The 24,122-nt window shown below is 55.9% G+C and carries 18 protein-coding genes; 7 read left to right on the forward strand and 11 right to left on the reverse strand.

The window, feature by feature from the left end; all coding sequences use genetic code 11:
• The first annotated feature begins 356 nt into the window (after positions 1-356).
• From UH5x_RS17030 to UH5x_RS17040, 3 genes are read left to right on the forward strand one after another with little or no spacing between them, the layout of a single operon-like run.
• On the forward strand, positions 357-1,811 hold the full coding sequence (locus UH5x_RS17030) for a sulfatase family protein (RefSeq protein WP_482633119.1): 1,455 nt from the start codon (positions 357-359) through the stop codon (positions 1,809-1,811).
• On the forward strand, positions 1,808-3,211 hold the full coding sequence (locus UH5x_RS17035; RefSeq protein ID WP_482633120.1) for a sulfatase family protein: 1,404 nt from the start codon (positions 1,808-1,810) through the stop codon (positions 3,209-3,211). The genes UH5x_RS17030 and UH5x_RS17035 overlap by 4 nt, the downstream gene beginning before the upstream one ends.
• Positions 3,208-4,722, forward strand: a complete 1,515-nt coding sequence (locus tag UH5x_RS17040) for a multiheme c-type cytochrome (protein ID WP_482633121.1) — start codon at positions 3,208-3,210, stop codon at positions 4,720-4,722. The genes UH5x_RS17035 and UH5x_RS17040 overlap by 4 nt, the downstream gene beginning before the upstream one ends.
• 71 nt (positions 4,723-4,793) lie before the next feature.
• Here UH5x_RS17040 and UH5x_RS17045 read toward each other — a convergent pair whose 3' ends face one another.
• The 5 genes from UH5x_RS17045 to UH5x_RS17065 form a co-directional block, all read right to left on the reverse strand.
• Entirely contained in the window at positions 4,794-6,026 is a 1,233-nt protein-coding gene (locus tag UH5x_RS17045; protein WP_482633122.1) for a DUF1559 family PulG-like putative transporter, read from the reverse strand.
• Between the two features lie 424 nt (positions 6,027-6,450).
• The gene (locus tag UH5x_RS17050; protein ID WP_482633123.1) at positions 6,451-8,334 is read right to left on the reverse strand and encodes a tetratricopeptide repeat protein; all 1,884 of its coding nucleotides are present in this window, start codon (positions 8,332-8,334) and stop codon (positions 6,451-6,453) included.
• A 22-nt stretch (positions 8,335-8,356) separates the two neighbouring features.
• A complete protein-coding gene (locus UH5x_RS17055) occupies positions 8,357-8,539 on the reverse strand; it encodes a hypothetical protein (protein ID WP_274406434.1) in 183 nt (60 codons plus the stop codon).
• Positions 8,540-8,715: 176 nt separating this feature from the next.
• Positions 8,716-11,016, reverse strand: a complete 2,301-nt coding sequence (locus UH5x_RS17060) for a TAXI family TRAP transporter solute-binding subunit (RefSeq protein ID WP_482633124.1) — start codon at positions 11,014-11,016, stop codon at positions 8,716-8,718.
• Positions 11,001-11,657 (reverse strand): sigma-70 family RNA polymerase sigma factor, encoded by a 657-nt coding sequence (locus UH5x_RS17065; protein WP_047816466.1) that lies wholly within the window; start codon positions 11,655-11,657, stop codon positions 11,001-11,003. Before UH5x_RS17065 ends, UH5x_RS17060 begins: the two co-directional genes overlap by 16 nt.
• Before the next feature lie 368 nt (positions 11,658-12,025).
• On the opposite strand from UH5x_RS17065, the gene UH5x_RS17070 reads away from it, so the two are divergent.
• On the forward strand, positions 12,026-13,372 hold the full coding sequence (locus UH5x_RS17070) for an outer membrane protein assembly factor BamB family protein (protein WP_482633125.1): 1,347 nt from the start codon (positions 12,026-12,028) through the stop codon (positions 13,370-13,372).
• 345 nt (positions 13,373-13,717) lie between these two features.
• Here the strand turns inward: UH5x_RS17070 and UH5x_RS17075 are convergent, their stop codons facing one another.
• The 5 genes from UH5x_RS17075 to UH5x_RS17095 form a co-directional block, all read right to left on the reverse strand.
• Complete coding sequence (locus tag UH5x_RS17075) at positions 13,718-15,001, reverse strand: PQQ-dependent sugar dehydrogenase (RefSeq protein ID WP_047816710.1); 1,284 nt, start codon at positions 14,999-15,001, stop codon at positions 13,718-13,720.
• A gap of 109 nt (positions 15,002-15,110) precedes the next feature.
• A complete protein-coding gene (gene bamJ / locus UH5x_RS17080) occupies positions 15,111-15,776 on the reverse strand; it encodes a BamJ family beta-barrel-assembly machinery protein (RefSeq protein WP_047816711.1) in 666 nt (221 codons plus the stop codon).
• A 311-nt stretch (positions 15,777-16,087) separates the two neighbouring features.
• The gene (locus UH5x_RS17085; protein ID WP_047816712.1) at positions 16,088-17,134 is read right to left on the reverse strand and encodes a serine/threonine-protein kinase; all 1,047 of its coding nucleotides are present in this window, start codon (positions 17,132-17,134) and stop codon (positions 16,088-16,090) included.
• A gap of 71 nt (positions 17,135-17,205) precedes the next feature.
• Positions 17,206-17,520 (reverse strand): 50S ribosomal protein L21, encoded by a 315-nt coding sequence (gene rplU / locus UH5x_RS17090; protein WP_047816713.1) that lies wholly within the window; start codon positions 17,518-17,520, stop codon positions 17,206-17,208.
• Positions 17,521-17,827: 307 nt separating this feature from the next.
• On the reverse strand, positions 17,828-18,631 hold the full coding sequence (locus UH5x_RS17095; RefSeq protein WP_482633126.1) for a 3-keto-disaccharide hydrolase: 804 nt from the start codon (positions 18,629-18,631) through the stop codon (positions 17,828-17,830).
• Between the two features lie 427 nt (positions 18,632-19,058).
• On the opposite strand from UH5x_RS17095, the gene UH5x_RS17100 reads away from it, so the two are divergent.
• The 3 genes from UH5x_RS17100 (at position 19,059) to UH5x_RS17110 (ending at position 23,159) form a co-directional block, all read left to right on the forward strand.
• Positions 19,059-20,879, forward strand: a complete 1,821-nt coding sequence (locus tag UH5x_RS17100; RefSeq protein ID WP_047816469.1) for a SulP family inorganic anion transporter — start codon at positions 19,059-19,061, stop codon at positions 20,877-20,879.
• Between the two features lie 209 nt (positions 20,880-21,088).
• The gene (locus UH5x_RS17105) at positions 21,089-22,120 is read left to right on the forward strand and encodes a hypothetical protein (RefSeq protein ID WP_482633127.1); all 1,032 of its coding nucleotides are present in this window, start codon (positions 21,089-21,091) and stop codon (positions 22,118-22,120) included.
• A gap of 133 nt (positions 22,121-22,253) precedes the next feature.
• Positions 22,254-23,159, forward strand: a complete 906-nt coding sequence (locus UH5x_RS17110) for an alpha/beta hydrolase (RefSeq protein ID WP_482633128.1) — start codon at positions 22,254-22,256, stop codon at positions 23,157-23,159.
• Positions 23,160-23,304: 145 nt separating this feature from the next.
• On the opposite strand, the gene UH5x_RS17115 is transcribed toward UH5x_RS17110, so the two are convergent.
• Complete coding sequence (locus UH5x_RS17115) at positions 23,305-24,036, reverse strand: PEP-CTERM sorting domain-containing protein (RefSeq protein ID WP_482633129.1); 732 nt, start codon at positions 24,034-24,036, stop codon at positions 23,305-23,307.
• Between the last annotated feature and the right edge of the window lie 86 nt (positions 24,037-24,122).

Here is a 24,122-nt window from a genome sequence, read left to right on the forward strand (position 1 = left end):
GGAGTGGCGACACAGCCTTTGCTGGGCCTGTGAAGGCCCGGATGCAAGTTCGAAATGGTCTACCAAGCCCCAACGGGCAACACCGTGAATCCGGCGGGGCCTTGGAGGTCGCGCATCTGTAGGCCAGGTCCTGACCAGGCGTCCCAGCCGATGCTTTGGAACAAAGCGAGGCGTTCCGCAACCGATCGCGAGTTCATTGTGGACCGGCAGGGGACCCTGCCAATTCCAACCTGGCCTACGACCTTCAAAACGCCGATGGTTCGTCGTCGGGCAGCAGTGGTTATGATGGGGAGCAACCCACCGGTTCTTTCGCTCTGGCTGGAACCTTTGCCCCTCCCTCCTTCGCAAGGCGAGTCATGTCCTCCAGATGTGCTTTCCCAATCCCTCGCTTCCGAGCTGTCATCCTCGGTCTTCTGGCGTTTCTCACACTGCTCAGTGGCTCGAGCTTTGCGGCCGAGTCGACCAACACGTCCGAGCAACCCAACGTCATCGTGATCTTCACAGATGACCAGGGTTACAACGATTTGGGATGCTTTGGTTCGCCCAACATCAAGACGCCTCATATCGATCGCTTGGCACAGGAAGGACGTCGCTACACCAGCTTCTATTCCGCTTGCTCGGTGTGTTCGCCTTCGCGAGCAGCGTTGCTGACGGGGTGTTATCCCAAGCGGGTTGGATTGCATCAGCACGTCCTGTTTCCGCAAAGCAACTATGGGCTGCATCCCGAGGAAGTCACCATCGCTGACCATCTGAAGACGGCGGGTTACACGACGGCTTGTGTGGGCAAATGGCACCTTGGTCACCACAAGGAAACCCTGCCGACATCCAACGGGTTTGATTCTTACTATGGGATTCCGTATTCCAATGACATGAATCACCCCGACAACAAGCGACTCGGCAAAATGTCGTCGGATGATCGTTGGAGGGACCAATCCTCGGCGGTCACGTTGTTCAACACACCGTTGGTAGAAGGCGAAGAAATCATTGAACTGCCCGCCGATCAACGGACTATCACCCGTCGGTACACGGATCGGGCCATTGAGTTTGTGGAAGCAAACCAAGACAAGCCGTTCTTTTTGTACCTGCCTCACTCGATGCCGCACATTCCTTTGTATGTGCCGGAGGATGTCTACGATCCCGATCCACAGAACGCTTACAAGTGTGTGATCGAGCACATCGACACGGAAGTGGGACGTCTGGTTCAAACGGTTCGAGACCTTGGTTTGTCAGAAAAGACTTTGATCGTTTACACCAGCGACAACGGCCCTTGGTTGCAATTCAAGAACCACGGCGGGAGTGCCGGTCCCCTGCGAGCCGGCAAGGGAACCACATTTGAAGGCGGCCAACGAGTGCCCTGCATCATGTGGTCACCAGGACGGATTCCCGCGGGAACGTCCAGCAACGCCTTCGCCACCAACATGGACCTGCTGCCCACCATCGCTTCGGTGACCGGCGTGCCACTTGAGAACGATCGAAAGATCGATGGGATGGATTTGACACCCACCTTCACGTCGGAAGAATCCCCTCGGGACGAATTCGTTTTTTATTCGTCGCACGGAGTTCTCGAGGGCATTCGCATCGGTGACTGGAAGTATCTGCGAAAGGTTGCTCGTCGAGGAAAGAACGCGAAGGGGCCTGCTCCGGAACCAGAAATCTTGCTCTTTCATCTTTCCGAAGACATCGGCGAGAAAAACAACCTGGCTGAACAACAGCCAGAACGCTTGCAGCGAATGCACGCTCGAATGGAAGAACTGAACGAAGAAATCACAGCCAATGCCCGTCCTGTGTGGCGAAAGAAGGCGGACTCATGAATCGATTTCTACTCGCGGCAGCCGCCTTCGTCATCGCCCTGATCTGCACCCAAAAAACGTCCCTCGCGAATGAACAACCCAATTTGGTTTTTGTGATTGCAGACGATTGCACCTTTCGTGACATCGGTTGCTACGGCGGCCAAGCCCACACGCCCCGGATCGATGCCTTGGCAGAAGAAGGCATGCGGTTGACGCGTTGTTTCCAATCCGTCGCGATGTGCTCGCCCACCCGGCACAGCATTTACTGCGGTCAGTATCCCGTGAAATCCGGTGCTTATCCGAACCACACGTTTGTTCCGGATGGGACGGCAAGCGTGGTTCAGTTCCTGAAACCATTGGGTTACCAGGTCGCACAGAGCGGAAAAAAACACATTGCTCCGCCATCGGTGTTTGACTGGGAACACTTGCCGGGCAACTCCAATCCCAACTTTGAGGCGGTGGAAGAATTCGTCAAAGGCTGCTCAGAAACCGAGCAACCGTTCTGCTTGTTTCTGTGTTCCAACGAACCACACACGCCTTGGAACAAAGGCGACGCCTCACGGTACGACCCGGCAACCCTCGAGCTGCCGCCGTACATCCTGGACACGCCCGAAACTCGCGAGGGAATGTCACGCTACTTGGCCGAGATCACCTACTTTGATTCTCAGGTGGGAGAGGCAATCGACTTGCTCGACCAATACAAAGTGGCAGACAACACCCTGTTGATCGTGGTCAGCGAACAAGGCAACTCCATGCCCTTCGCGAAATGGACTTGTTATGACAGCGGTCTGCAATCAGGTTGCATCGTTCGTTGGCCAGGGCATGTCGAAGCCGGATCGACGAACGATGCCATGATCGAGTACATCGACTTTCTTCCGACCTGGATCGAGGTGGCCGGTGGTGATCTCAGTTCGGACGCCGCTACCAAATTGGACGGCAAGAGTTTGCTGCCGGTATTGGCTGGCAAACCAACTCACAAAGAGCTGGTGTTTGGCGAGATGACGACTCGCGGCATCAACAATGGTTCAGATCACTACGGCATTCGAAGCGTCCGATCGGATCGCTACAAGTACATTTGGAACTTCACTCCCGAAGTGACGTTTCAAAATGCCTGCACGAATTCCAAAGAATTTGTCAGTTGGGTACGTGAGGCTGATGCAGGAAACAGCCAAGCAATCGAACTGGTCCAGCGATACACGCAACGTCCCGAAATCGAATTCTACGATCTGACAGTGGATCCTCTGGAAATGAACAACCTGGCCAACGACCCAGCACAGCAAGACATCATGCGGTCAATGCGGCAGGAACTCGATCGATGGATGCAGCATTGCGGTGACCAAGGCCAAGCAACCGAACTGGACGCACTGAACCATATGAGACGCAGCCAACCCAAGCGTACGAAGAAGCGAGCATCGAGATGATCAGCGGTCGCAAACTCGCTCTTCTTTCAGCCCTCGGTTTGGTCGGCTTGGTTTCGTACAAGCTCCTCCCCGAAGACGAATTCGCGGACAGCTATGAGAGTTTGCAACGTCAAAAGGTCGAGACTCAAACCTCGGAACTGAGTCAGAAACAAAACGCAGCCGTTCAGCAATGGAATCAGCAGACGCTCAGTGGCGAAGGGACTCCGCCACCGGATGATTTGTTGGTTTCGTATGTCGGTGACGGAGACTATTGGTTCATCGGTAAACGCCAAGATGGTGGCGGGATCGAGATCCCTTTTCCACCGGGCAAGATGCCAGAGAATCTCGAACCTGAACCGAATGAAACCGACCGAGGCAATGAACTTGGCTATCTCGGTCCAGACGCCTGTCAATCTTGTCATCGCGACATCTACGATTCCTTCCTGCAGACCGCTCACGCTCACACGAGCGAACCGGTGGCAGCGATCAAGATGCCAGGGCAATACTCCTCGCCCGAAAACCGAATGACCACCAGCGACGAGCACCTCTTCATCGAAATGCTCCTTCTGGAAGACCTGTACTACCAGCGGGTTCGGTTCTACGACTGGTACATCGATGTTCCGATGCAGGTGAGCTTTGGGTCCGGCAAAATGGCTCGGTCGTTCGCGTATTGGAATCTTGATCGATTGTATCAGCACAATGTCACTCATTTGTCCGAGACCGATCGCTGGATCAACAGCCCCGGGTTTGTGGACGGGGACGCAGCTTACGCCCGACCGATCCCGACAAGGTGTCTGGATTGCCACGCAACGTACTTCGAACCGATTGGCGATGATCGAGCCGTGGATGCACTGAACGACTCAGATTGGCGTCCTGACGGTGGTGGGAACCGATTCAACCCTCACACCTTGATTTGGGGCGTCACTTGTGAGCGTTGCCACGGGCCTGCGGGGGAACACGTCGATTATCACCAGGCAAACCCCGAAGCGTCCCAGCCTCACCAGATCGTTCGCCCCGCCGAGCTTGACCGAGAGCGTCAACTCGATGTTTGCGGGCAATGCCACGCTGGTTCATCGGACTTGCGAGGGGATCCGTTTGAGTTTCGACCGGGTGACGAGCTTTCGCCGCACTACGTCGATCCACCTCCGGGCATCGATGAGGCCAACAGCGTCCATACCAGCAACCAACTTGCCCGGCTGAAAATGAGCGAGTGTTTCCTGCAATCCGAAATGACGTGTGCAGACTGTCACAATCCACACGAAGTGGTGTCGGAGCCGGCTCGCTATTACTCGGATCGGTGCTTGTCGTGTCATGCCGAACAAAGCTGTCACTTCGATCCGCCCGCAGGAATCAAGCTGTCAGATGATTGTGTCGCTTGTCACATGCCATCGCGGCCGACCGGAGACCTGCGTTTGCAATCGGTCCAAGGTGATATCTTCCCGGTGCTGAAAGATCACTTCATCCGAGTGGATGAGCTCGCAACGGAAGAGTTCCTGCAACAGCGCAATGAAAAATCGACCGCGTCGCCGTGATGGCAACGCGATCGATTGGATTGGGACAACGAAGGATGGATCGTTCAGCGGATGATCCGCGGAGTGCGATCTTAGAATTCTTCGTCGATGACTTCTTTGGTAGCACGGGTACCGAGTGATCCCCACAAGCCGTAAGGGCTGGCACTTCCGCCTGGCAGCCAAGGTCCACGAGTTTGGATTGGACCCATGTCTTGATTGCCAGCGTTGATGCTGTCAGTGATGAACTTGACGGCACCATCGCCCATCAGGACGTGGCAACCACCTTGGTGACGACTTCCTGCGGAGAAGAACCCTTCCGAGTTGTCGTTGCTGCGTGAACAGGTGATGCTGTTGGGTGGCAAGATGGTTTGGAAACCACTGTAGTTCATCCGACCATCGGCCCAGCGATTGGCACGAGACTGGACCGTCACGCCTTGCAGTGCAAATTGAGGACGGGCGGGATCGATGTAGGCCGGGTCCTCGCAGTCCGAGGGTGAGGCAGCTGAACCACCACCAAATGACAGACTGGTGCGAACGACCACTTCTTTCAACTCACGAGATCCGCTGTCACTGACAATTTCGCCCATGGCGATGGTGTTGGACAAACCATCCAGAACATCGCGGAAAGCCATTTGTTCGCGGGCCCAGAACAGACCACGGTTGGCAGCACGCGAGCGTTCCACCAACCAGTTGAACGAAGCGTTGAAATCAGCGTGAGTTGGATTGTTCTGGTTGTTCACAAAACCACCTTCGTTGCGTCCACCGTTGTTCACGGTGTTCGACGAATCGCCGAAGCACGCTGCATAGTTGATGCGTCCACCACCAGGAGCTCCCTTGGCAGGGTCACTGGGGCATCGATAGGCGGGGATTTCAGTTGCCCAGGGTTTGTAGTTGAATTGCCATGGGCAGGGGCCGTTGGCGGGCCAGACACCGCCAGTGCCTGCCGGTGTACCGCCGTTGACGGTCTCGGTGCTAGGATTTGCGATGGCTTCCCACAAACCTTGTTGTTCCATGAACGGCAAGATTCCCACGGCGTAACTCAAGTACCAACGATTGCTGTCGTTGGTTGCATTGTTCACCGAACGCGTGGTGCCCATCATCGTCATGGGCATTTTGTTGTAAGCAGCATGGTAGTTGTGCATCGACAACCCAATTTGCTTGAAGTTGTTGCTGCAAGACATGCGGCGAGCGGCTTCCCGTGCGGCTTGGACCGCAGGAAGCAACAAACCAACGAGCACACCGATGATGGCGATCACCACCAGCAATTCCACCAGCGTGAATCCGCTGCGGACACCCTGTGGGCTTCGGTCAGAAGCTTTGGACATAAACAAGTTCCCCTGAAAGAAAACAAAAAATCGCATCTCAGAAAAGCAAGAAAAAGGATCCAATCGAGCTCGCACCATTTGGTGTGAGACTCTGTTGGTGGACCGTCACCAGGAGATGCATGAAGCTGGTGTCGGACAAATCTGCTCTGCGACGTTAGATCTGTCGGTAAAATGAAACAAGGGTTAAGAATACACCCTAGAGAGGGTGGTGATCTTTGACCCTACGGTAAGTTGCCGGAAAACAGATCAGCCGAAAACGCGTTCAAACACGCGGAAAGCCGATGATCCAACACTGGAAGAGGAAGATCTACCGGCACATTCTCTTGGAATGCAAAGAAATATTGTCTTGTATTCACCCAGGAATGAATGGCCCAAAGTGAAAATAAACAACCAAAACAGCTCAGATAACACCCCCTCTTAGGGGCTATTTCTGGGCTGTCAGACGGCGAATCGCTTCGAGGGAAGACTGATCCAACGGGTCCACTCGCACCGCTTCGCGGTAGTGGTGCGATGCCCGGTCAAGTTCACCCCGCTGCTCGAAGAGGCTGGCGAGGGTGCGATCCACTTCCACCAGATCGGGGTCGAGCTTCTTAGCAATCAGCAATTGCTCGATCGCAGCTTCCATTTGGTTGGTCATCAAATAGGCGCCCGCCAAGTTGTAATGAGGCACCGGCGAATCAGCGTCCAAGTCGATCGCTTTGTTCAGCCACTCGATGCTGATCTCAAACTTTCCAGCTTGTCCCGCCGCGGCTCCCGCATTGGCCAAGGCATTTGCATTCAAGCTCTGTTCCTGATGCAGTGGGAAATTTGCGAGCACGATTGCCAGCAATGCAACCGCGATCACTGCCCATCGTTGAAACTCTCGGTGGCACACCATCCATCCGAGATTCCAGACACCAATTGCTGCAACGGGCAACAACAGCGGCACCAAGGGAAATCGATATCGGCCGAGAATGAAAAACATTGCGACCGCGGCGATCATCGACAACGCGAGCACCAGCAGGAGACCGATGCTGCGAGGTTTCCACGCGGTGGTGGCAAAACCGAAGATCGCCAGGGGAAACAAAATCCCAAAGTGCCAGACGGCGCCCAGCCAACGCAGTGGAGTGGAGACAGCACGATGCAGGGAATAGCTTTCGACGTCAGGGACTTCGTATTGATTGACAACCATCGCGGTCTTCAACGCCATCAACCGGATCCACCGCGTGGGCGAGTGACGTATGTCTGACCACGCTCGACCGAACCAAAACTTGGAGACCTCCCGTGGCGTCAACTCGCGACCTGTCGCTTCTTCGGCCAATTTCTGGGCGTCCGAACGCTCGTATTCGGGGGTTTCATGCCCAGGCACCAAAGCCACGTAAATCCCGTTCGCCTCGGCCGAGTTCCCAATGTAAAAGTTCGGACCCGATTGAAAGGTGGTGGGCGACCATTCACCACCCAGCGAGGCGTTGCGTGCCGCGACGGGAAACAACACCACTGCCAGTCCGAAGAAGTAAGCCAATGTCAGAGGCCAGCGTGGCGAAGTCGGCTGGTCGGTTGCAGCGAGTGGGCGCCCTTCCGTGATTTCGTTGTCCAGTTCAGGCGGTCTTCGCATCGCAATGAACAACCAGACTGGAATCAGAGGGATCCAAAGCAGAGCATTTTCACGCGTCAGAACCAGCAAACCCAGAACGAATCCCAGGCCAACGCTGTGAGCCAGCTGAAACGAACGACTTCGGTGCGGATGCAAACGTGATGCAAGCATCAAAAACAACGCCAGCAAAAAAGTGGCCAGCCCAGCTTTCTGAATCAACAAGCAGTAGTAGATGGCCGGCGGATACATCGCGTAACCGAAAGCAGCCAGCCAGCCGGCGCGGCGGCCAAACCAATTTCGAGTCGCCATGGCAAGCAACGCCACACTGGCGACGTCCAGCAAACACTGCACCATTTGCATCATGGTGACCGAAGGGCCAAACAAAACGCTGACGACCGCTAAAAAGTAAGGGTAAAGAGGCGCCTGATAGAACGTTTCTTGGCCAAACCAATCACCCGATGCGACCTCCTGCGACCACTGGTAGTAACCGAGAGCATCTCCCAGCAATTCACCGGATGTCGGAAGTTGTGACGCCGCCGCGAAGTGCCAAAGTCGGAGAACGAGTCCGACAGCACAGGCTGCCGCTACCAGGATCCACCACACCGCGTCGCTGGAAGAAGAGGTCCATGCCTGCGATTGCGGCGAGGACTCGGGTGAATCCTTGAGGGGCAAGTCAACCGATCCGCTCCTGGACCGTTCGTTTCGTTTGGTTGTTCGAGCGGACCGTTTTGACATGCGATTCCTCCACTGGGAAGGACTATTTTTCGATTGGGTCAGTGGCGTCCATTTCAGCTTCATAAGCTTCCATGTCTGTATCGCTCATCACAGCTTCTTCGACGACGGCGGGTTCGCTGGACGAACATCCGGTCAAGAAGCAAGGTGCCAATGGGGCCAGAACCAAGAACATGCCCACCAAGGAGCGATCCAGTACAGATTTCATCGTATTTGACCTTTGAATCAAAATTACGCAAAGCAACGTGACGAAACACCTCGTCACAATGAAGACGCCTTCGAGTGTAACACACGACTTGAAAGTCACCGACGCTTGGTTTCAAAAGGCATATTGACCGACTGAGACTGCCAATCTGCTTTGGTTTTGACCGTCGTGATCAGTGATCAATTTGTTCCCGTCAAGGTTGCTTCCAATTCGTCGTAGTAGCGACGGGAGATCCGGTGGAAAGCGAGGCCTTGCCACTCGGCGGCTTGGCGAGCCGGGATCAATCCGATGATCGATGGTTCCTCGTAAAGCGAATGCAGAGTGCTTTCGATCAAAGGATCCGGGGCTGTGTCGCGACAAACCAGAAACGCGGTGGTTCCGACCGTGTGAATACCCGACGCGGGGATGCTGGATCCGGAGTACGCATCGACGGTGATCGTCATCGCGTGCAGCGTTGGATGCTGCAGTGCGATCGCGACCCCATTGGAAAGCGGCAACAAATGCCATCGATGCTCTGTCAGCATTCGCGTGACGAGGTCGCTGCCGACGCCGATGCAAATGATCGCGGCTTCGGCGGAAACCTCGGGGTTGGTTTCTTGCAGCGTCTCCCAAGGCATCTCAACGCGAGGCGAAACGGACTCAGACAAGGAGAGTGACTCGAGCACCATCTCAGCCGCTCGACGTGAACCGCTGCCGTGTGGACCCACGGCGATTCGTTGTCCCGAGAGGTCTTCGACGGAATCAATCTCACTGTCATCGCGAATGAGAATGTGGACGGCTTCGTAGAACAAAGGCGCCACCACGCGAAGCGTTTCTCCATTGACCGCGGTGGCTTGGATCGGGGCCAACTCAAATTCGCCAGCCAACAAACGCTCGCGATTGTCCCACGTGCCATTGGTCTGAATGACTTCGCAAGGCACGGAGGTGCGTGACTGCAGGCCCTGGGACAACTCTTCGGAGACGCGATTGTACAAGCCGCCGGGAAGACCGCCTGCGATTCGAATTCGCGTGGGCATCGCGTTGTTGATTCGTTGTTGCCACACCAACGCGGCAAACAACAGCACCGGAAGAACCAGCGAAGCGGACAAAATTCCATTTTGGAATCGGCGCTGTCCAATGGGTGTGCCGGATGTCTGACGCCCTGTGACCGCGGCGACAACCGGGACTTGTCCAAACCAGTCGATGACTTTGCGAGCACGACTTCTCGAGCGAGCATGGATGGTCTGGCCGCACAAGAAACGATTCAGATCATCGGCCAAGTTTTTGGCCGTTTTGTAGCGATCCTTGGGTTGTTTCTCCAAACACTTCGCAACGATCACCTCCAGATCCGATTCCGCTTGCGGACAAACCGATCGCAGGGTTGGCGGGGGTTGATGGGCGACCTTCAACAACGTTTGCATCACAGTGTCGCCAACGATCGGTGGGCGTGAGGTGATCGCCGCAAAGAGAATCGCACCGAGGGAATAGATGTCGCTGTGATGGGTGACGCGGTCGCTGTGTCCGAGGGCTTGCTCAGGAGCCATGTAGTGAGGAGTTCCCACCGCGGCACCACTGCCGGTCACGCTGCTGTCCGCGTCGGTGTGTTTGGCCAGACCAAAGTCGGTCACATGGACTTGGCCCGACGGATCGATCAGCACATTGCCAGGCTTGAGGTCTCGGTGCAGCACTCCTCGGCTGTGGGCGTGATGAATCGCTTGCGCCACGTCGCGAACGATTTCGGCCGCTCGGCGGGATGGCAGCGGACCTTTGGCCAATACCTTTTGAAGGTCTTCCCCTTCGACATACTGCATCGAGAAGAAGTGGTGACCGGCACGCCGCCCGAACTGGTGAACCGCGACGATGTTGGGGTGTTTGAGTTTCGCAGCGGCTTTGGCTTCAATGTAAAAACGTTTGACTTCGTCTTGGCCAGCCAAGATGCCACTGCGGATCATCTTCACGGCCACCAACCGGTCCAAGTCACGTTGCTTGGCCAGATAAACCACTCCCATCCCACCGACGCCCAAAACTTTGAGCAGTTGGTAGTCGCCCAGATCGAATGGAAGCGACGGACCCGAATCACCTTGGGAGCGATTGGCCATTGGCAGCGTCAAATTGGGATCCACGTTGGAATGTTCCCCCAGACCATCATCCGACAACGCGGTGCCAATTCCAATTGTGTCGGCGAGGTCGGTTCGAACATCAATCTGGCTGGCCGTCGATGCCAGACGCAAATCCACCTCGTGGGCATCCACATCAGGCGGCAACGTGATTGGTTCGGTCCACGGGTGGGACGTCTCCCCAGGAGCCGATCCAGCCATGGAGAAGGTCCCGATCAAATCGGCTGCGTCCATCAACTCGCGAAGTTGATCGGCGTGTTCAGGATGCTGTTTCAGAAAGTCATCTCGTGAAGTCAGTTCACCCGTGTCGCAAGCGGACAGGTACAACGCGAAGATCTCGTCCAAACCGTCGTCGTTGGTTTCAGCCATCAGGTCTTCCACCAAGGACTGCTGTCGGTGTCCAAAATCGTCCGAAGCTTCTTCAAACCTCGTTTGAGCAGACCGGCGACCGCGGTCTCGCTTTTGTCCATTCGATCGACGATCTCTTTCAACGACAGTCCTTCCATGTAGCGCAGTCGGATGGCTTCGGCCTGCGTTTCGGGCAGCTCATGCAGTGCTTCCATCATCGCACTGACCGCTTCTTGCCGAACCGCCACACCGCTCGGGCTGGTCTTGGCTCCAGGCATTTGCGCAATCCAGTTGTCGGGCTGGCTGCCATCGCCACCTGCTCCTCCAGCGTGCACTTCTTTCTTTGTCGAACGCTTCTGGGTCATCACGTGGTGAGCGACCGCAGAAGCAACATTGTTTTTCAGCATGCCTCGCAACCAGCCCGCGAACTCGCCCGAGGATTCGCCTCGAAACGCATGCAGGTCGCGTTTCGCTTCCAAGAACGTGACCTGCACCAAATCGGCGGGATCAATTCGCCGACGAAGTTGATCGCTGAGATAGCGATGAGCCAGCATCAACAGGTATCCCCGGTAGCGCAACATCAATTGCCCCAACGCTTCGTTGTCGCCTCTTTTGGAGGCGATCACCAAAGCGGTGGTGGTGTCCGAAGACGTCGAATCAGATCGCGGTGGGTTCAACAGAAATCTCTCGGCAGGAACGGTGTCTGTCAGTTTAGTCCAGTTTCACCGGCTGGTTGATTGCCCGCCTGAACTGGGATCGGTGAAAGATCGCAGCGGCACGGTCAATCATGTCGTTTTCAGATCCAAAATGGGGCTGATTCTAGCGTCCGCTACGAATTTCGACCAACTTCTTAAGTTCTTCCCAGACCTTGGTTTGCAAAACGAAGCCCCTGACCGGAACGAATGCTGTCCTGGGTGTCCGGAGGTTCCTTGACGGGCGTTCCGCTTGCTTGGATCGCGTGGGGTGGTTTGCTAAAGTGCCTAGGCGGAACTCGACCAAAAGTTCCGACCTTCCCCGCCTTCACACCATTCCGGAACGAGCCACCATGCTTCGTCGACTTCGTATCCTGCCCTCATTCGAAACTGCTCGGCCGATCTTGGCAAAGGTAAAACGAATTGCAGCCACTTCGTTGATCCTCGGCACCACGGTGCTGGGAACCAACCTGCTGGCCGGTGACACCGATTGGCCACAATGGCGAGGTCCTGCCCGAGACGGCAAGGCAGCCGACCAAAATTTGCTTGCCACCTGGCCCGAGGACGGCCCCAAACTGAAGTGGACATTTTCCACCGCCGGACGTGGGTACAGCAGCACCGCGATTGTGGACGGCAAACTGTTCTCGATGGGCTCGGATGAGCAGAACTGCTATGCGATTTGCGTCGACTCCAAAACCGGGCAATCGATCTGGCAAGTTCCCGTGTCGCGTGCCGGCAGCGGCGACGACTACAACACGGGTTGGGGTGGCGGACCACGCAGCACCCCGACCATCGATGGCGATCAGGTCTTCGTGTTGTCCGACGTGGGTGTCGTCTCGGCCCTGCGACGCCAAGACGGACGCAAGCTTTGGTCCGTCGACTTGGTCGCCGACTACGGCGGTGGGATTCCCAAGTGGGGATACAGCGAGTCGGTGTTGATCGATGGCGATCGCGTCGTCGTCACACCGGGCGGCAGCAATTTCATGATTGCTTTGGATCGTCGCACCGGGAAATTGCTGTGGCAATCCAAGGGCGTCGACGCGCCCTCACACTACGTGTCCGCCATGAAGGGTTCCCTGGGCGGAACCAATTACTACGTCACCGCCAGCAGCATTGGTGTGGTTGCGTTTGATTGTGAGTCCGGTGCAAAGCTGTTTGAGAACCCTTTGTCAGGAAACAAAGTCGCCACCATTCCGACGCCACTGATTCTCGGTGACCACATCTATCACACCAGCGACTACGGCGCCGGCAACGTGTTGTTGAAGTTGACTTCTGCCGATGGTGGAATCAACGCCGAACAGATCTATCATCTCGACGGAAAGTCGATGATGAATCACCACGGCGGCGTGGTGGCGGTGGACGGCACGATCTACGGACTCACCAAAGCCAGTGGTGGCGTTTGGATGGCACAGGACATCGAAAGCGGTGACACGCTTTGGCAAGAGAAACTGCGTCCCAACACGAGCGGTTCGATCTGTTTCGCCGATGGTCGTTTGTATTGCTACAACGACAAAGATGGCACGGTGATTCTGTTGGAACCCAATCCCGAACGTTGGTCACCACTGGGCAAGTTGACCATCCCTCGCGAAACAGATTTGCCTCGTGGAAGCGGTGCGATTTGGGCCCACCCCGTGGTGGCGGATCAGACGTTGTTCATTCGCGATCAAAACCTGATTTTCGCGTTTGACATCGCTCGCTGAGGAATCATTTTCGGGATTTTAAAAAGTAGCGGATGGGCGCGAGCCCTCCGGTCCCTCACCGGGCGGCTTGCGCCACACCGCTAACATCGTCACTTGTTGTTCACGCGTGGCTAAGTCTCATTCCATGTTCCTCCTCCGGACACATCCATTGATCGGATGCCAAGTTCGGAGGAGGAAGCGAACGCCGCGAGCCTCAATGTCTCACTCGTGGTCTGTCAGGACTTGTTCTTAGGGTAGTGGACGAGGCGACGAGTCCTGAACTGGCGTCAAATCCAAGGACTCGTCGCCTCGTCCACTACGATCAACCCTCACTTTTAGCTGTGACGAACCACGAGGTGACGCGACTCACTTGGCGACGAATTTGTAGATTCGTCCGCCGGCCATCATGGTGCTCACCAGGACTTCGCCTGAGTCCGTTTGACCGAAGGTGAAGACGGGCAATCCGGTTGCCGCGATGGGGCGATTTTCGGTGACCGTTGATGTCTCTGCGTCGTACTTCAACGCCCAAATCTTTCCGGTGACATAGTCGCCGTAAAGGTAATAACCATCGAGCATCGGTGTTTGAGTCCCGCGATAGACGGCTCCACCCGTGACTGATTTTCCCCAATCATCGGTGTGGGGATACTCGATCAGCGGATCGATCAAATCGGGACGAGCGTCAGAACCGTTGCCATTGAGCGTGAACTTGTGATTGGCTTCTCGCAGGCTCCATCCGTAGTTCCCACCGCGGCGGATCAGGTTGATTTCTTCCCACTCGTTCTGCCCGACGTCCGCGGCCCACAGGAAGTCGGTCTTGGGATCGAACGCCATCCGCCAAATGTTGCGGATACCGATCGCATAGATCTCAGGCCGGGCATCAGTTTGACCGACGTAAGGATTGTCCTTGGGAATGCCGTACGGCTTGTCGCCCTCGCGTTGGTCGACGTCGATTCGCATGACCGAACCGAGCAACTGACTTGGGTCTTGGGCCGATTGCAGTGGGTCGTTGGCTTTCCCGCCATCGCCCAACGCGATGTACAAGAAACCATCGGGGCCAAACGCAACGGTGCCACCGTTGTGATTCCAAAATGGTTGTTCAATCCGCAGCAATTCGCGAGCGGACGAGGGATCACCCTTTTGGTTGTCGCTGCCTTGGACGGTGCTGAACTCGGTCAGAACCGAAACGTGCGGTTTGTCCGACGTGGTGTAGTAGGCATAGAACAGGCCGTTGTCTTTGAATTGGGGATGGAACGCCATTCCCAAAAAGCCTTCTTCATTTTCGCGGTCTTTGTACGTGACCAGATCGCTGAAGTCGGCGAACAGTTCTGGCTCAGAGACTTCGCTGTCGCTTTCGTCAAAGAAGTAGACTTCGCCGGTTTGGCTGGCGACGAACAATCGTCCGCTTCCATCACCCGCACCAGTGATGATCACCGGCCGACTGATGCGAAGGTTCGGGTAGGCTTCCACGACTTCGACGGGCATCGGTGAGACGTCGAGCGATGCGGGAGGCTCGGCCAAGTTGATCGTGGGCGAAGCCTGGGTGGGTTGCTTGGCAACCGCGTCCGGTGATTCAGCGTTCGCGGGTGGCGCGGCCAAGCAAGCCGTCGCAGCTCCACTGAGCAGCAGCTGTTGAATCCAAGATTTCTTCATGGGGGAACCTTCGCGAGAACGAACGAAATGAGTGGAGGTAGCAAAAAAGACGCTCGTCAAATGACGAGCGTCCAGGAACATTCGATTGGATTGGGACCGCCGTGGCGACCTACAAAATTTCGAGCAACTCGACTTCGAAGACCAACACTTCGTTGGGTCCAATCTTGGGTGGCGAACCGTTTTCGCCGTAGGCCAATTCTGGTGGAATGAAGAGCATCCACTTCGATCCGACCTTCATCTTTTGAAGCGCCAGTTGCCACCCCTGGATCACGCGACCGACGGGGAACTTGGCAGGCTGGCCACGCTCGACCGAGCTGTCAAAGACTTCGCCATTGGTCAATTTGCCCGTGTAGTGAACCGCGACCGTGTCTTCGGCCGATGGGGAGGCGCCTTCGCCTTCTTTGACCACTTTATATTGCAGTCCACCCTCGAGTTCTTTGATGCCTTCGACCTTGGCGTTTTGCTTGAGCCACAACGCGCTCTTCTCTTGGTTCAGCACGCCTTGTTTTTGCAGCTCGGCCATCTTTTCAGCCTGACGCTTTTGCATCATGGCCTGAATTTTGCCTTGGATTTCTTGCAGCTGTTCGTCGCTCAGAGCGGGGTCTTTTTGCGACAACGCGTCCTGCAAACCTTGGTTCATTCCTTCGACGGTGAAGTCAGTGGATTGGAAACCTTGTTGAACGAAAGAACTGCCAACAGTGAATCCGAGGAAGTAGCCAAGTTGGTCATCGACCTTGGCCGCTGAATCATCTTGAGCGTTGCCGGGGGAGGTCATGATGAACGTGGCCAAGCAGAGGGTGGGAAGCAGGCGGGAGAGACGGGGCATCGGTAAAGTCCTAAGAGGGAGGCAAGCAGACGCGTTGTGGGCAGACAATTGCCGACAACCTTCGAGACTTCGTGCTGCCTGCATTCAAGATACCAGTCGTGGCAGAATACTTCACGCCCGGGTGAAGTGGGGGCAATCCACGGTTCAGAATTGGCGTTTTTTAACACCGTTTCAGGTTGGATACAGCTCGCCATGGTTCGGTTGCGGTGGAACGGTACTTTCTTTCACCCAAGCTCGCTGAATCCAACGCCGTTGGATCGTTACGAACCACCCGACAGAAAAACCGCCAACACAACGAGGACAATGAGCGCCACCACGATGACACTGATCTTGGCCAAACTGACTGGCTCGCGATTCGTTCCGCCCAAGCGGAAATGGATTTGCTCTTCCAACAACCGCCGTCCTTTTTCGGTCACGCTGTCGGCACTGACGTCAGCAGGATGGTTCTCAGCGTGGGAATCACCCGCGGTGGGCGGGGATTGTTGGGGATGAGCTGACAGATCGTATTTCTCACCGATCTCAATCATCACCCCTTGAACGGATCGAGCGTTGAAGGGTCGATCATCGGGCTGCTTTTCCAAGCATTCGGCAATGACTTGACTCAGTTCCGCAGGAACATCTGGCACCAGCGAAGCGATGGTGGGGGCTTTCGTCCGCAAATGCTGTTCAAACAGTTGGGCAAAGTTTTCGCCGGCAAACACTTTGCGATTGGCAAGCATTTCAAACAGCACGCAGCCGAGGGCATACAAATCTGCCTTTCCGCTGATGGCTTCATCCCCAGTGATCTGTTCGGGTGCCATGTAAGCGTGGGTGCCGACCGTCAAACCCTGCGACGTCAGGTCCGACGAATGCTGGTCACGAGCGATCCCAAAGTCACCCAATTTCACGAGTGCATCTCGTGTGAGAAACAGATTGCCCGGTTTGAGATCACGGTGAATCACACCGTGGTTGTGGGCGCATTGAAGTGCCGAGCAAACTTGCCGAGCCACATCGACGACCACCGGCCAGGCCAACGCTCCGTTGGTTTCCAGCAAGTCTTTGATGGTTCCGCCGTCAACGCGTTCCATCACATAGAACAGTTGTCCGTCTTCGGAACCGCCACCGAAGTACCCAATGATGTTGGGATGCTGCAAACGCTCCAAAATCAACATTTCGCGACGGAAACGGGCTTGGATCAGCTCGTCTTGGGAGACGGCCGGGTGCAGCTTTTTGATGGCCAAATCCTGGCCGCGAATTTCATCAGCGGCAGGATGGACTTCGATGTCGTCGCGAACTTTCCCGTCGTAAACCGTGCCGACCGTGCCCACTCCAAGAACCGCGCCCAGTTCAAAATCATTCAGGCGAAGATGGGGCATCGAACCAGCCGATCAGGAAAGCGTCATACGCCCGCGATTTCTTCAATTCGGATGCGGGTGTTTTTTTGGCGGTGTCCCGTTCGCTTTTTGCTGTGTTTGCGACGACGGAACTTTTGAATGTAGATCTTTTTGTCTTGGGACATGCCCAATACCGACGCACTGATGGAAACACCGTCCAGAGTCGGAGCACCCAATTTTAGACCGTCTTCAGCGCCAACGGCCAAAACGGTTTCAAATTTCAGGTTTTCTCCTGCAGCGATGTCACGGTAATCGACGTCGAGTTCCATTCCTGGTTCGACTCGGTATTGGCGTCCACCGTCGACAAAGATGGCATACATGGCGGGAAAAAGGTTCGTGGAGAATTGGGAATTGACCCGAAGGTCGTATTTTCGAATCGCGAAGGATAGTGTCTGGCCCGTGGATTTACCAGGGCTGATTTTTCGAATGCGTCCGAATCCAGTTGATCGTCGCTCGGAAACCTCTTGGTTGAGCGAAATATCGCCCGGTCTCACAATTGTTGGTGTTCAGGAACCGTTCGGAATCAAGTTCGGTTATAGCGGAGCGGCGCGAGCCGCCCGGTGTGTCACCGGAGGGCTCGCGCCCTTCCGCTACCTTTTTGATCCCGAATGGTTCCTAAATCGGTGCTCAGGGGAGCTCACGCAGCCAAATTTCGCGGAATCGAATCGGGCTGCCTTCGGATTCGAGACACAAGTAGCCTTCATCGGGCGAGCAACTTCGGCCGCCGGAAACCTCCACGCCATTGACCCACAGACGGATCTCGCCGTTGATCCCGCGGACGTAATATTGATTCCACTCTCCGTGCGGATGGGTGGTCTCTGCCGAGGGAAAACTTCGGTGACCGTCGGGCGACAGCGGAGGAAACGGCTGCATCGACGATTTTCCAACCGCGAAAATGTCGCCGTGGCTGGTGAACCAAGTGGGTGGTTTTCCGGTCGATTCGGTGTACTTGCGGCCGTAGTCGAGGTCCAACATCTGGACCTCGATGCCAGTGTTGGGCAAACGGTTGGGCGGCAGGCCTTCCAAAGCCGACATGGGCACCCAAGCGAACACGCCAGAGTTGCCGGCCGGTTTGAGATGCTTCCACTGAATGACCAACTCAAAGTTTTTGACTTCGAATTTGGTTCGAGTGATGCCGATGGGCTGGCCGCTGCCGAGCGCTTCGGTGCCTTCCCAGACCAGTGTCTGATCGTCGCCGTTGACTCGCACAAAGTCGTCGCCGTCCAATTGCCGCCAACCGGGAGCGTCGGTGTCAAAGACTTGGACCGAAACGTTCGAGCCCGTTTCGTTAGGTTCATCCGCGTGCAGCACCGACGCGGATGGATCACCGAGCACGCAGCAACCAGCGATGGCCAACGTCATCCACCTGGATGGCAGGGCGTTTCGTTGAAGAAACGAAAGCGAACCGAAAAATTCTGAAACGAGCCGCATGATCGAACTCTGTGGATTTGGAGGGGCGGAAGGGGCGGGCATCGGGGCGAACAATCACCTCGGACGAACTTAAAGAGGGCATGAGACGCATTAATCTGCGCCCATTCCTTCGGATGACCGGCGAGGTGGGTTGGAGACGCCGGTGCGTGGTCGGTCGAGCCAGGCGAATTCGCGTTGACCCAAGGTAGGACAGGATTATAGTCCGGCTTTCGCGTGGGAATGCAATGGACTGACCCGCGTCGCTTCTTGGGTTTGAATACCCGCCCTCGCTGCCTCACTGGCAAGTCGATTGGGTTTCTGCTGATGGCCCGAATGTTCATTCGGTCGAGCTTTTGTCTCACGGTGGCCTACGTTTAAGGAAGCTCCATCCGTAACGACTTAGCAGAACCTGCGACTGAACCGATGAGTCGCTGCTTCGGAAACCAAAATGCTGAACTTTTTCCGTCAACAAACCAGTTCCTTTAAAAACGACCTGCTCTCTGGCCTGACCGTCGCTCTCGCGCTGGTTCCCGAAGCGATCGCGTTTGCGTTCGTCGCGGGTGTGTCGCCTTTGATCGGTTTGTACTCAGCCTTCTTCATCGGGTTGATCACCGCCGTCGTCGGTGGCCGACCGGGCATGATTTCCGGTGCGACCGGAGCCATGGCGGTGGTCGTTGTCGCTCTGGTGGCCGATCACGGCGTCGAATACCTGTTCCCAACCGTGATCCTGTGCGGTGTGTTGCAAATCATCATTGGCTTGCTGCGGTTAGGAAAACTGATCCGCATGGTGCCTCACCCCGTGATGCTGGGGTTCGTCAATGGATTGGCGATCGTCATCGGGATGGCTCAGTTGGGCAGTTTCAAAACGCTTTCTGAATCGGGAACCTTGGTCTACCTGAATGGGTTGCCTTTGTTCGCCATGCTGGCGTTGGTTGGTTTGACGATGGCAATCATCTGGTTGTTGCCCAAAGTCACGACCGCGATTCCTGCCTCCTTGGCAGCGATTCTGAGCATCACGTTGATCGCAGTCGCGGTGAACGAATCGCAACGGACCGAGACCGGCGACAATTTGCTTGCCACCGTCGGCGACATGCTACGAACCAACACCATCGCGGCGGAAACCAAAGCAGCCAAGGAAGCGATGGCGGCCGAGGAAGCCGAAGCAGCCCTGCACGCTCAACAATTCAATCCGCTCACGGCAGCCGATGGTTCCAACACTTTGATCAGTGCGGTTGTCGCTCAAGACGGCCCTTCGATCAAAGATTCCTTTGCGGCAGCAACCGACACGCCAGACATCGAAATGCCACCGGCGGATCCGGCTGCCGAAGCATCTTCCGACTCGGATTCCGGCATCAGTGGCGGTTTGCCAATGCCGTTCTGGATGGAATTCGACATGGTTCCTTTCAACTGGGCCACACTGAAAATCATCTTCCCATTCGCAATTGTGCTTTGCGGCGTGGGACTGATCGAGTCTCTGATGACGTTGTCCTTGATCGACGAAATCACGGAAACTCGCGGACAAGGCAACCGCGAATGCATCGGACAAGGCACCGCCAACATGGTGTGTGGGTTGTTCGGCGGCATGGGCGGTTGTGCCATGATCGGCCAGTCACTGATCAACGTGAACTCGGGCGGTCGTGGTCGACTCTCGGGGATCACCGCCGCGATCTGCCTGTTGTTGTTCGTGTTGTTCTTGGCACCTTGGATTGAACAAATTCCGATGGCGGCTTTGGTCGGCGTCATGTTCATGGTGGTGATTGGAACGTTCGAATGGGCGTCGCTGAAGATGCTTCGCCGCATGCCTCGCAGTGACATGTTTGTGATGATCTTGGTGGCTGGTTACACCGTGTTCATGCACGATTTGGCATCCGCTGTGATCTTGGGTGTGATCGTCTCGGCCTTGGTCTTCGCTTGGCAACACGCCACGCACATCGGCGTGGATGTCAAAATCAACGAGTTCGGTAGCAAGATCTATCAGCTGCACGGCCCCGTGTTCTTCGCTTCCGTGTCGTCGTTCAAAGAAATGTTCAACGTTGCCGAAGACCCCGACGACGTGGTGATCGATTTCTACTACAGCCGCGTCTACGACCAATCGGGCTTGGAAGCCATCAATGGGCTGGCGGAGAAGTATCAAGCCGCTGGCAAACGTTTGCACCTGACTCACCTCAGCGAAGAATGTCGTTCGTTGTTGAATCAAGCCGGTGACTTGGTCGAAGTCAATGTTTCCGAAGACCCGCACTATCACGTGGCAACCGACCGCTTGGCGTGAAACGGCCAGCGTGAAACCACTGCCGTCAAAGGCCGTGAATTTCGCATGACCGGTCCAGTTCCATTTGTCCTGGACCCGGTTCCCTTCCGATAGAAATCCTGCGGAGCCGAGCCAGGTGCTGGTTCGCTTCGGTACAGGAACAGACTCGCTCGCGAAAATCACTTCGTGAGTCTCAGTCGACATCCGAATTCGGTGAAGGGATTGGCGGAATGAAGGTGCACGCAGCGATTCGTTGCCAACTCTTGGCTCTCGTGGTGGCAACGTTGGGACTGCTCAGTTCCACCGGCTGTCACGTGTTGACGCCCGCCCACATTCCGACACGCCCGCAATACATCGCCCCTGAGCTGCTCAACGATTCCACCAGCCAGGTGGAGTTCGGCGAGCCCCACAAGGTGCTCGACACGGCGGGATGGATCTGGGGCATCCCCGACAAAATCTTGCTGTGGGATCATCGGGTCGACAATCACCAAATCACCGGTCCGACCATCGAAACGGTCGCCAGCTACTTGGATGAAAACAACCTGCCTCACGTGAAGGTGCGAGTCAACCAATACGCACCTTTGAAAGACTTTCACCGACTGCAGCAAAACAAAACCGTCGCGTGGCCTTACCGTTACACCTTGGGTTTGTTGTCGGTTGGTGGCGAAACGATTCTGCCGGGTCGCTTCTTTGGTGGTGACCATTTCAACCCGTTCACGCAGACGGTGCATCTGTACAGTGATGTTCCCGCGATCGCGCTGCATGAACTGGCTCACGCCAAGGACTTCACGCGTCGTCGCTATCAAGGCACTTATGGCCTGGCGTACATGTTCTTCCCCACGTGGCACGAAACGATCGCTTCGCGAGACGTGATGGCGCATCTCTACGATCGTCACGACCGAGCCGGGATCATCGAAGCCAATCGCATTCTGTACCCCGCCTACGGAACCTATGTGGCGGGCACGGCCAGCTGGTTCATTCCCGGTGGCGGAACCGCGTTGTACTACGGGTGCGTGATCGCAGGTCATGCCAACGGACGCATGCTGTCGCGGGACGTGGATCAGCATTTGGCTGACTACCACCAAATGTTCCGCAGCCAACCGGTACCGCAGCAAGCCGTCCCTGGCATCTCCCAGCCTGGATTGTCACAGCCCGAGTGGTCTGTTCCCGAACCACAACCGATGTGGGACGAATCGCAACTGAACCCGCCCCAGGTCAGCCAAGTGCGCAGCAACGAATCGCCCGCGTCGACGACGCGCTGACACAGCGGAGGAGCCCCCACGCGAATTTTGTCTCACGGGGCAGACGGGCCCACCCGCACTTTTCGCGGCGCGACGAGTTATGATTTCGTTTCTCCCAACGAATCATCCCACCTTGTTCGCGAATGCCCTGCCCATGAACACCTCCTGGAAGTTTCCTCTCACGCTCGTCGTTCTCACTGCCGCTTGGATGCCTCTCTGCTCACTCGCCGAATCGGCGGAATCCGAAACGCTTCCGCTTTGGACCGATGAAGAACTCGGATCCACCGAAGCCGATGACACCGAAGTCTTGAACGATCGAGGCGATCGAAATGCCTGGGTCACGGACATCTCGCGTCCGACCTTGACGGTCTACCACGCTGACCCGGCCAAGCATTCTGGAACGTCGATCGTGATCTGCCCCGGTGGTGGTTACGGCGGGTTGGCAATCGACAAAGAAGGCCACGTGGTGGCGGAATGGTTCGCCGAACAAGGCGTGACGGCAGGTGTTTTGAAGTACCGATGTGGCGGTGGTGCGCACAAGCATCCGATCCCAATGGGCGATGCTCGCCAAGCCGTCAAGCTGATGCGAGACCATGCTGACGAGTGGAAATTGAAAACGGACCAAGTCGGCATCATGGGTTTCTCCGCAGGCGGTCACTTGGCATCGACCATCGCGACGGACCCGCAAACCGGCGTCAACTTTGCCGCGTTGATTTACCCAGTCATCTCCTTGGACAAGGAAATCACGCACGGCGGATCCAAGAAGAACCTGTTGGGTGAATCTCCCAGTGAAGAGTTGGTGCATCAGATGTCGCGAGACGAACAAGTCAGCTCATCGACTTGCCCCACGTTCTTGGTTCATGCTGGTGACGACAAAGGAGTTCCCGTCGCAAACAGCCTGCGTTATTACGCCGCCTGCATCGAACACGGCGTGCCAGCCGAAATGCACCTCTTCCCCACCGGCGGCCACGGCTTCGGAATGTTCCGCGGCGACCGTCCCGTCGACCAATGGCCCAACCAACTCAAAGCTTGGCTGCAATTGAATGACTGGCTGAAGTAGAGGATTCGTTGGGACCGGTGTCGCATCACAACGAAGTTTTCGCGTAGTGGAACTCGTCAAGAGTTTCGATGTGCAACCTGAGATGCCGAAAGTCTTGACGACTTCCGCTACGCCCAAAAACCTAATACCAAACCGCGTCGCAGCGCTAGCGGCAAGTTCGATTGCTGGATACAGCGAGCTTTTTTCGGCGACGAAGCTTTCCGGAAAGGAACGCTGCCGAACCCATCGCCAGCAGAGCCATGCTCGATGGTTCAGGCACGGCTGCGGCAGTGATGGTGATCGTGCCTTCAATCGATGAAAAGTCGACCTCCTCAGTCTCAGAATTTAAGAATAGTCCCTCGACTCCTAAAGTATCTTCGAATACAGAGACAGTATAAGGATTGCCAATCGTCGCATTGGAAGGGGCAACAAAGTTTAAGCGAGCCAGAAGGAAGTCGCCATTCAGTCGATGGAGATTTCGATCGCTGCCCGAGGAAGTTGCATCGAACACGTTAACTAGGTCGCGGGGGCCGAGGGTCAGACCTTCCTGATTGTCTATGAATTCAAATCCGATTGGGGAATCAACTTCCGCGCTGTCCCCTAAGAAAATGTATTCTTCGGGGCTGGTTGTCGTTAACTGAGGTGCCGGGAATATTGATTCAACGAACTCAATTGGGGACGCACTCTGACTGGCTCCACTGACGACGAAACTCAGGGAATAGTATTGGAACGGATCGCTGTCTGTACTGGAAATCAGCACATCCAAGTACCCGCTGCCACCGGCGGCAACTTCTGCGTCCCCGATCGTGATCACTAAATCGGCATGTGCATCCGACGTCGTCGATGCCGCTATCACCATTATAATGGCGGAAAGAGCCAGGGGTCTGGAAAGGTTCATTCTGTTCACCGTTGGAGGAATCATGTTGCTTGAGTCTTGATAGGAATTCGGGCGAAAGCACTTTGGGTTGACCCGGCCGATCCGTG

Source organism: Rhodopirellula sp. UH5, from assembly GCF_056839225.1.

Excerpts from the sequence above, each read along its gene's own strand:
- UH5x_RS17050 (WP_482633123.1), bottom strand. The coding sequence starts at position 8,334 with ATGTCAAAACGGTCCGCTCGAACAACCAAACGAAACGAACGGTCCAGG.
- UH5x_RS17055 (WP_274406434.1), bottom strand. The coding sequence starts at position 8,539 with ATGAAATCTGTACTGGATCGCTCCTTGGTGGGCATGTTCTTGGTTCTG.
- UH5x_RS17035 (WP_482633120.1), top strand. The coding sequence starts at position 1,808 with ATGAATCGATTTCTACTCGCGGCAGCCGCCTTCGTCATCGCCCTGATC.
- UH5x_RS17045 (WP_482633122.1), bottom strand. The coding sequence starts at position 6,026 with ATGTCCAAAGCTTCTGACCGAAGCCCACAGGGTGTCCGCAGCGGATTC.
- UH5x_RS17040 (WP_482633121.1), top strand. The coding sequence starts at position 3,208 with ATGATCAGCGGTCGCAAACTCGCTCTTCTTTCAGCCCTCGGTTTGGTC.
- UH5x_RS17070 (WP_482633125.1), top strand. The coding sequence starts at position 12,026 with ATGCTTCGTCGACTTCGTATCCTGCCCTCATTCGAAACTGCTCGGCCG.
- UH5x_RS17115 (WP_482633129.1), bottom strand. The coding sequence starts at position 24,036 with ATGAACCTTTCCAGACCCCTGGCTCTTTCCGCCATTATAATGGTGATA.
- UH5x_RS17100 (WP_047816469.1), top strand. The coding sequence starts at position 19,059 with ATGCTGAACTTTTTCCGTCAACAAACCAGTTCCTTTAAAAACGACCTG.
- rplU (WP_047816713.1), bottom strand. The coding sequence starts at position 17,520 with ATGTATGCCATCTTTGTCGACGGTGGACGCCAATACCGAGTCGAACCA.
- UH5x_RS17105 (WP_482633127.1), top strand. The coding sequence starts at position 21,089 with ATGAAGGTGCACGCAGCGATTCGTTGCCAACTCTTGGCTCTCGTGGTG.
- UH5x_RS17110 (WP_482633128.1), top strand. The coding sequence starts at position 22,254 with ATGAACACCTCCTGGAAGTTTCCTCTCACGCTCGTCGTTCTCACTGCC.
- UH5x_RS17095 (WP_482633126.1), bottom strand. The coding sequence starts at position 18,631 with ATGCGGCTCGTTTCAGAATTTTTCGGTTCGCTTTCGTTTCTTCAACGA.
- UH5x_RS17030 (WP_482633119.1), top strand. The coding sequence starts at position 357 with ATGTCCTCCAGATGTGCTTTCCCAATCCCTCGCTTCCGAGCTGTCATC.
- UH5x_RS17075 (WP_047816710.1), bottom strand. The coding sequence starts at position 15,001 with ATGAAGAAATCTTGGATTCAACAGCTGCTGCTCAGTGGAGCTGCGACG.
- bamJ (WP_047816711.1), bottom strand. The coding sequence starts at position 15,776 with ATGACCTCCCCCGGCAACGCTCAAGATGATTCAGCGGCCAAGGTCGAT.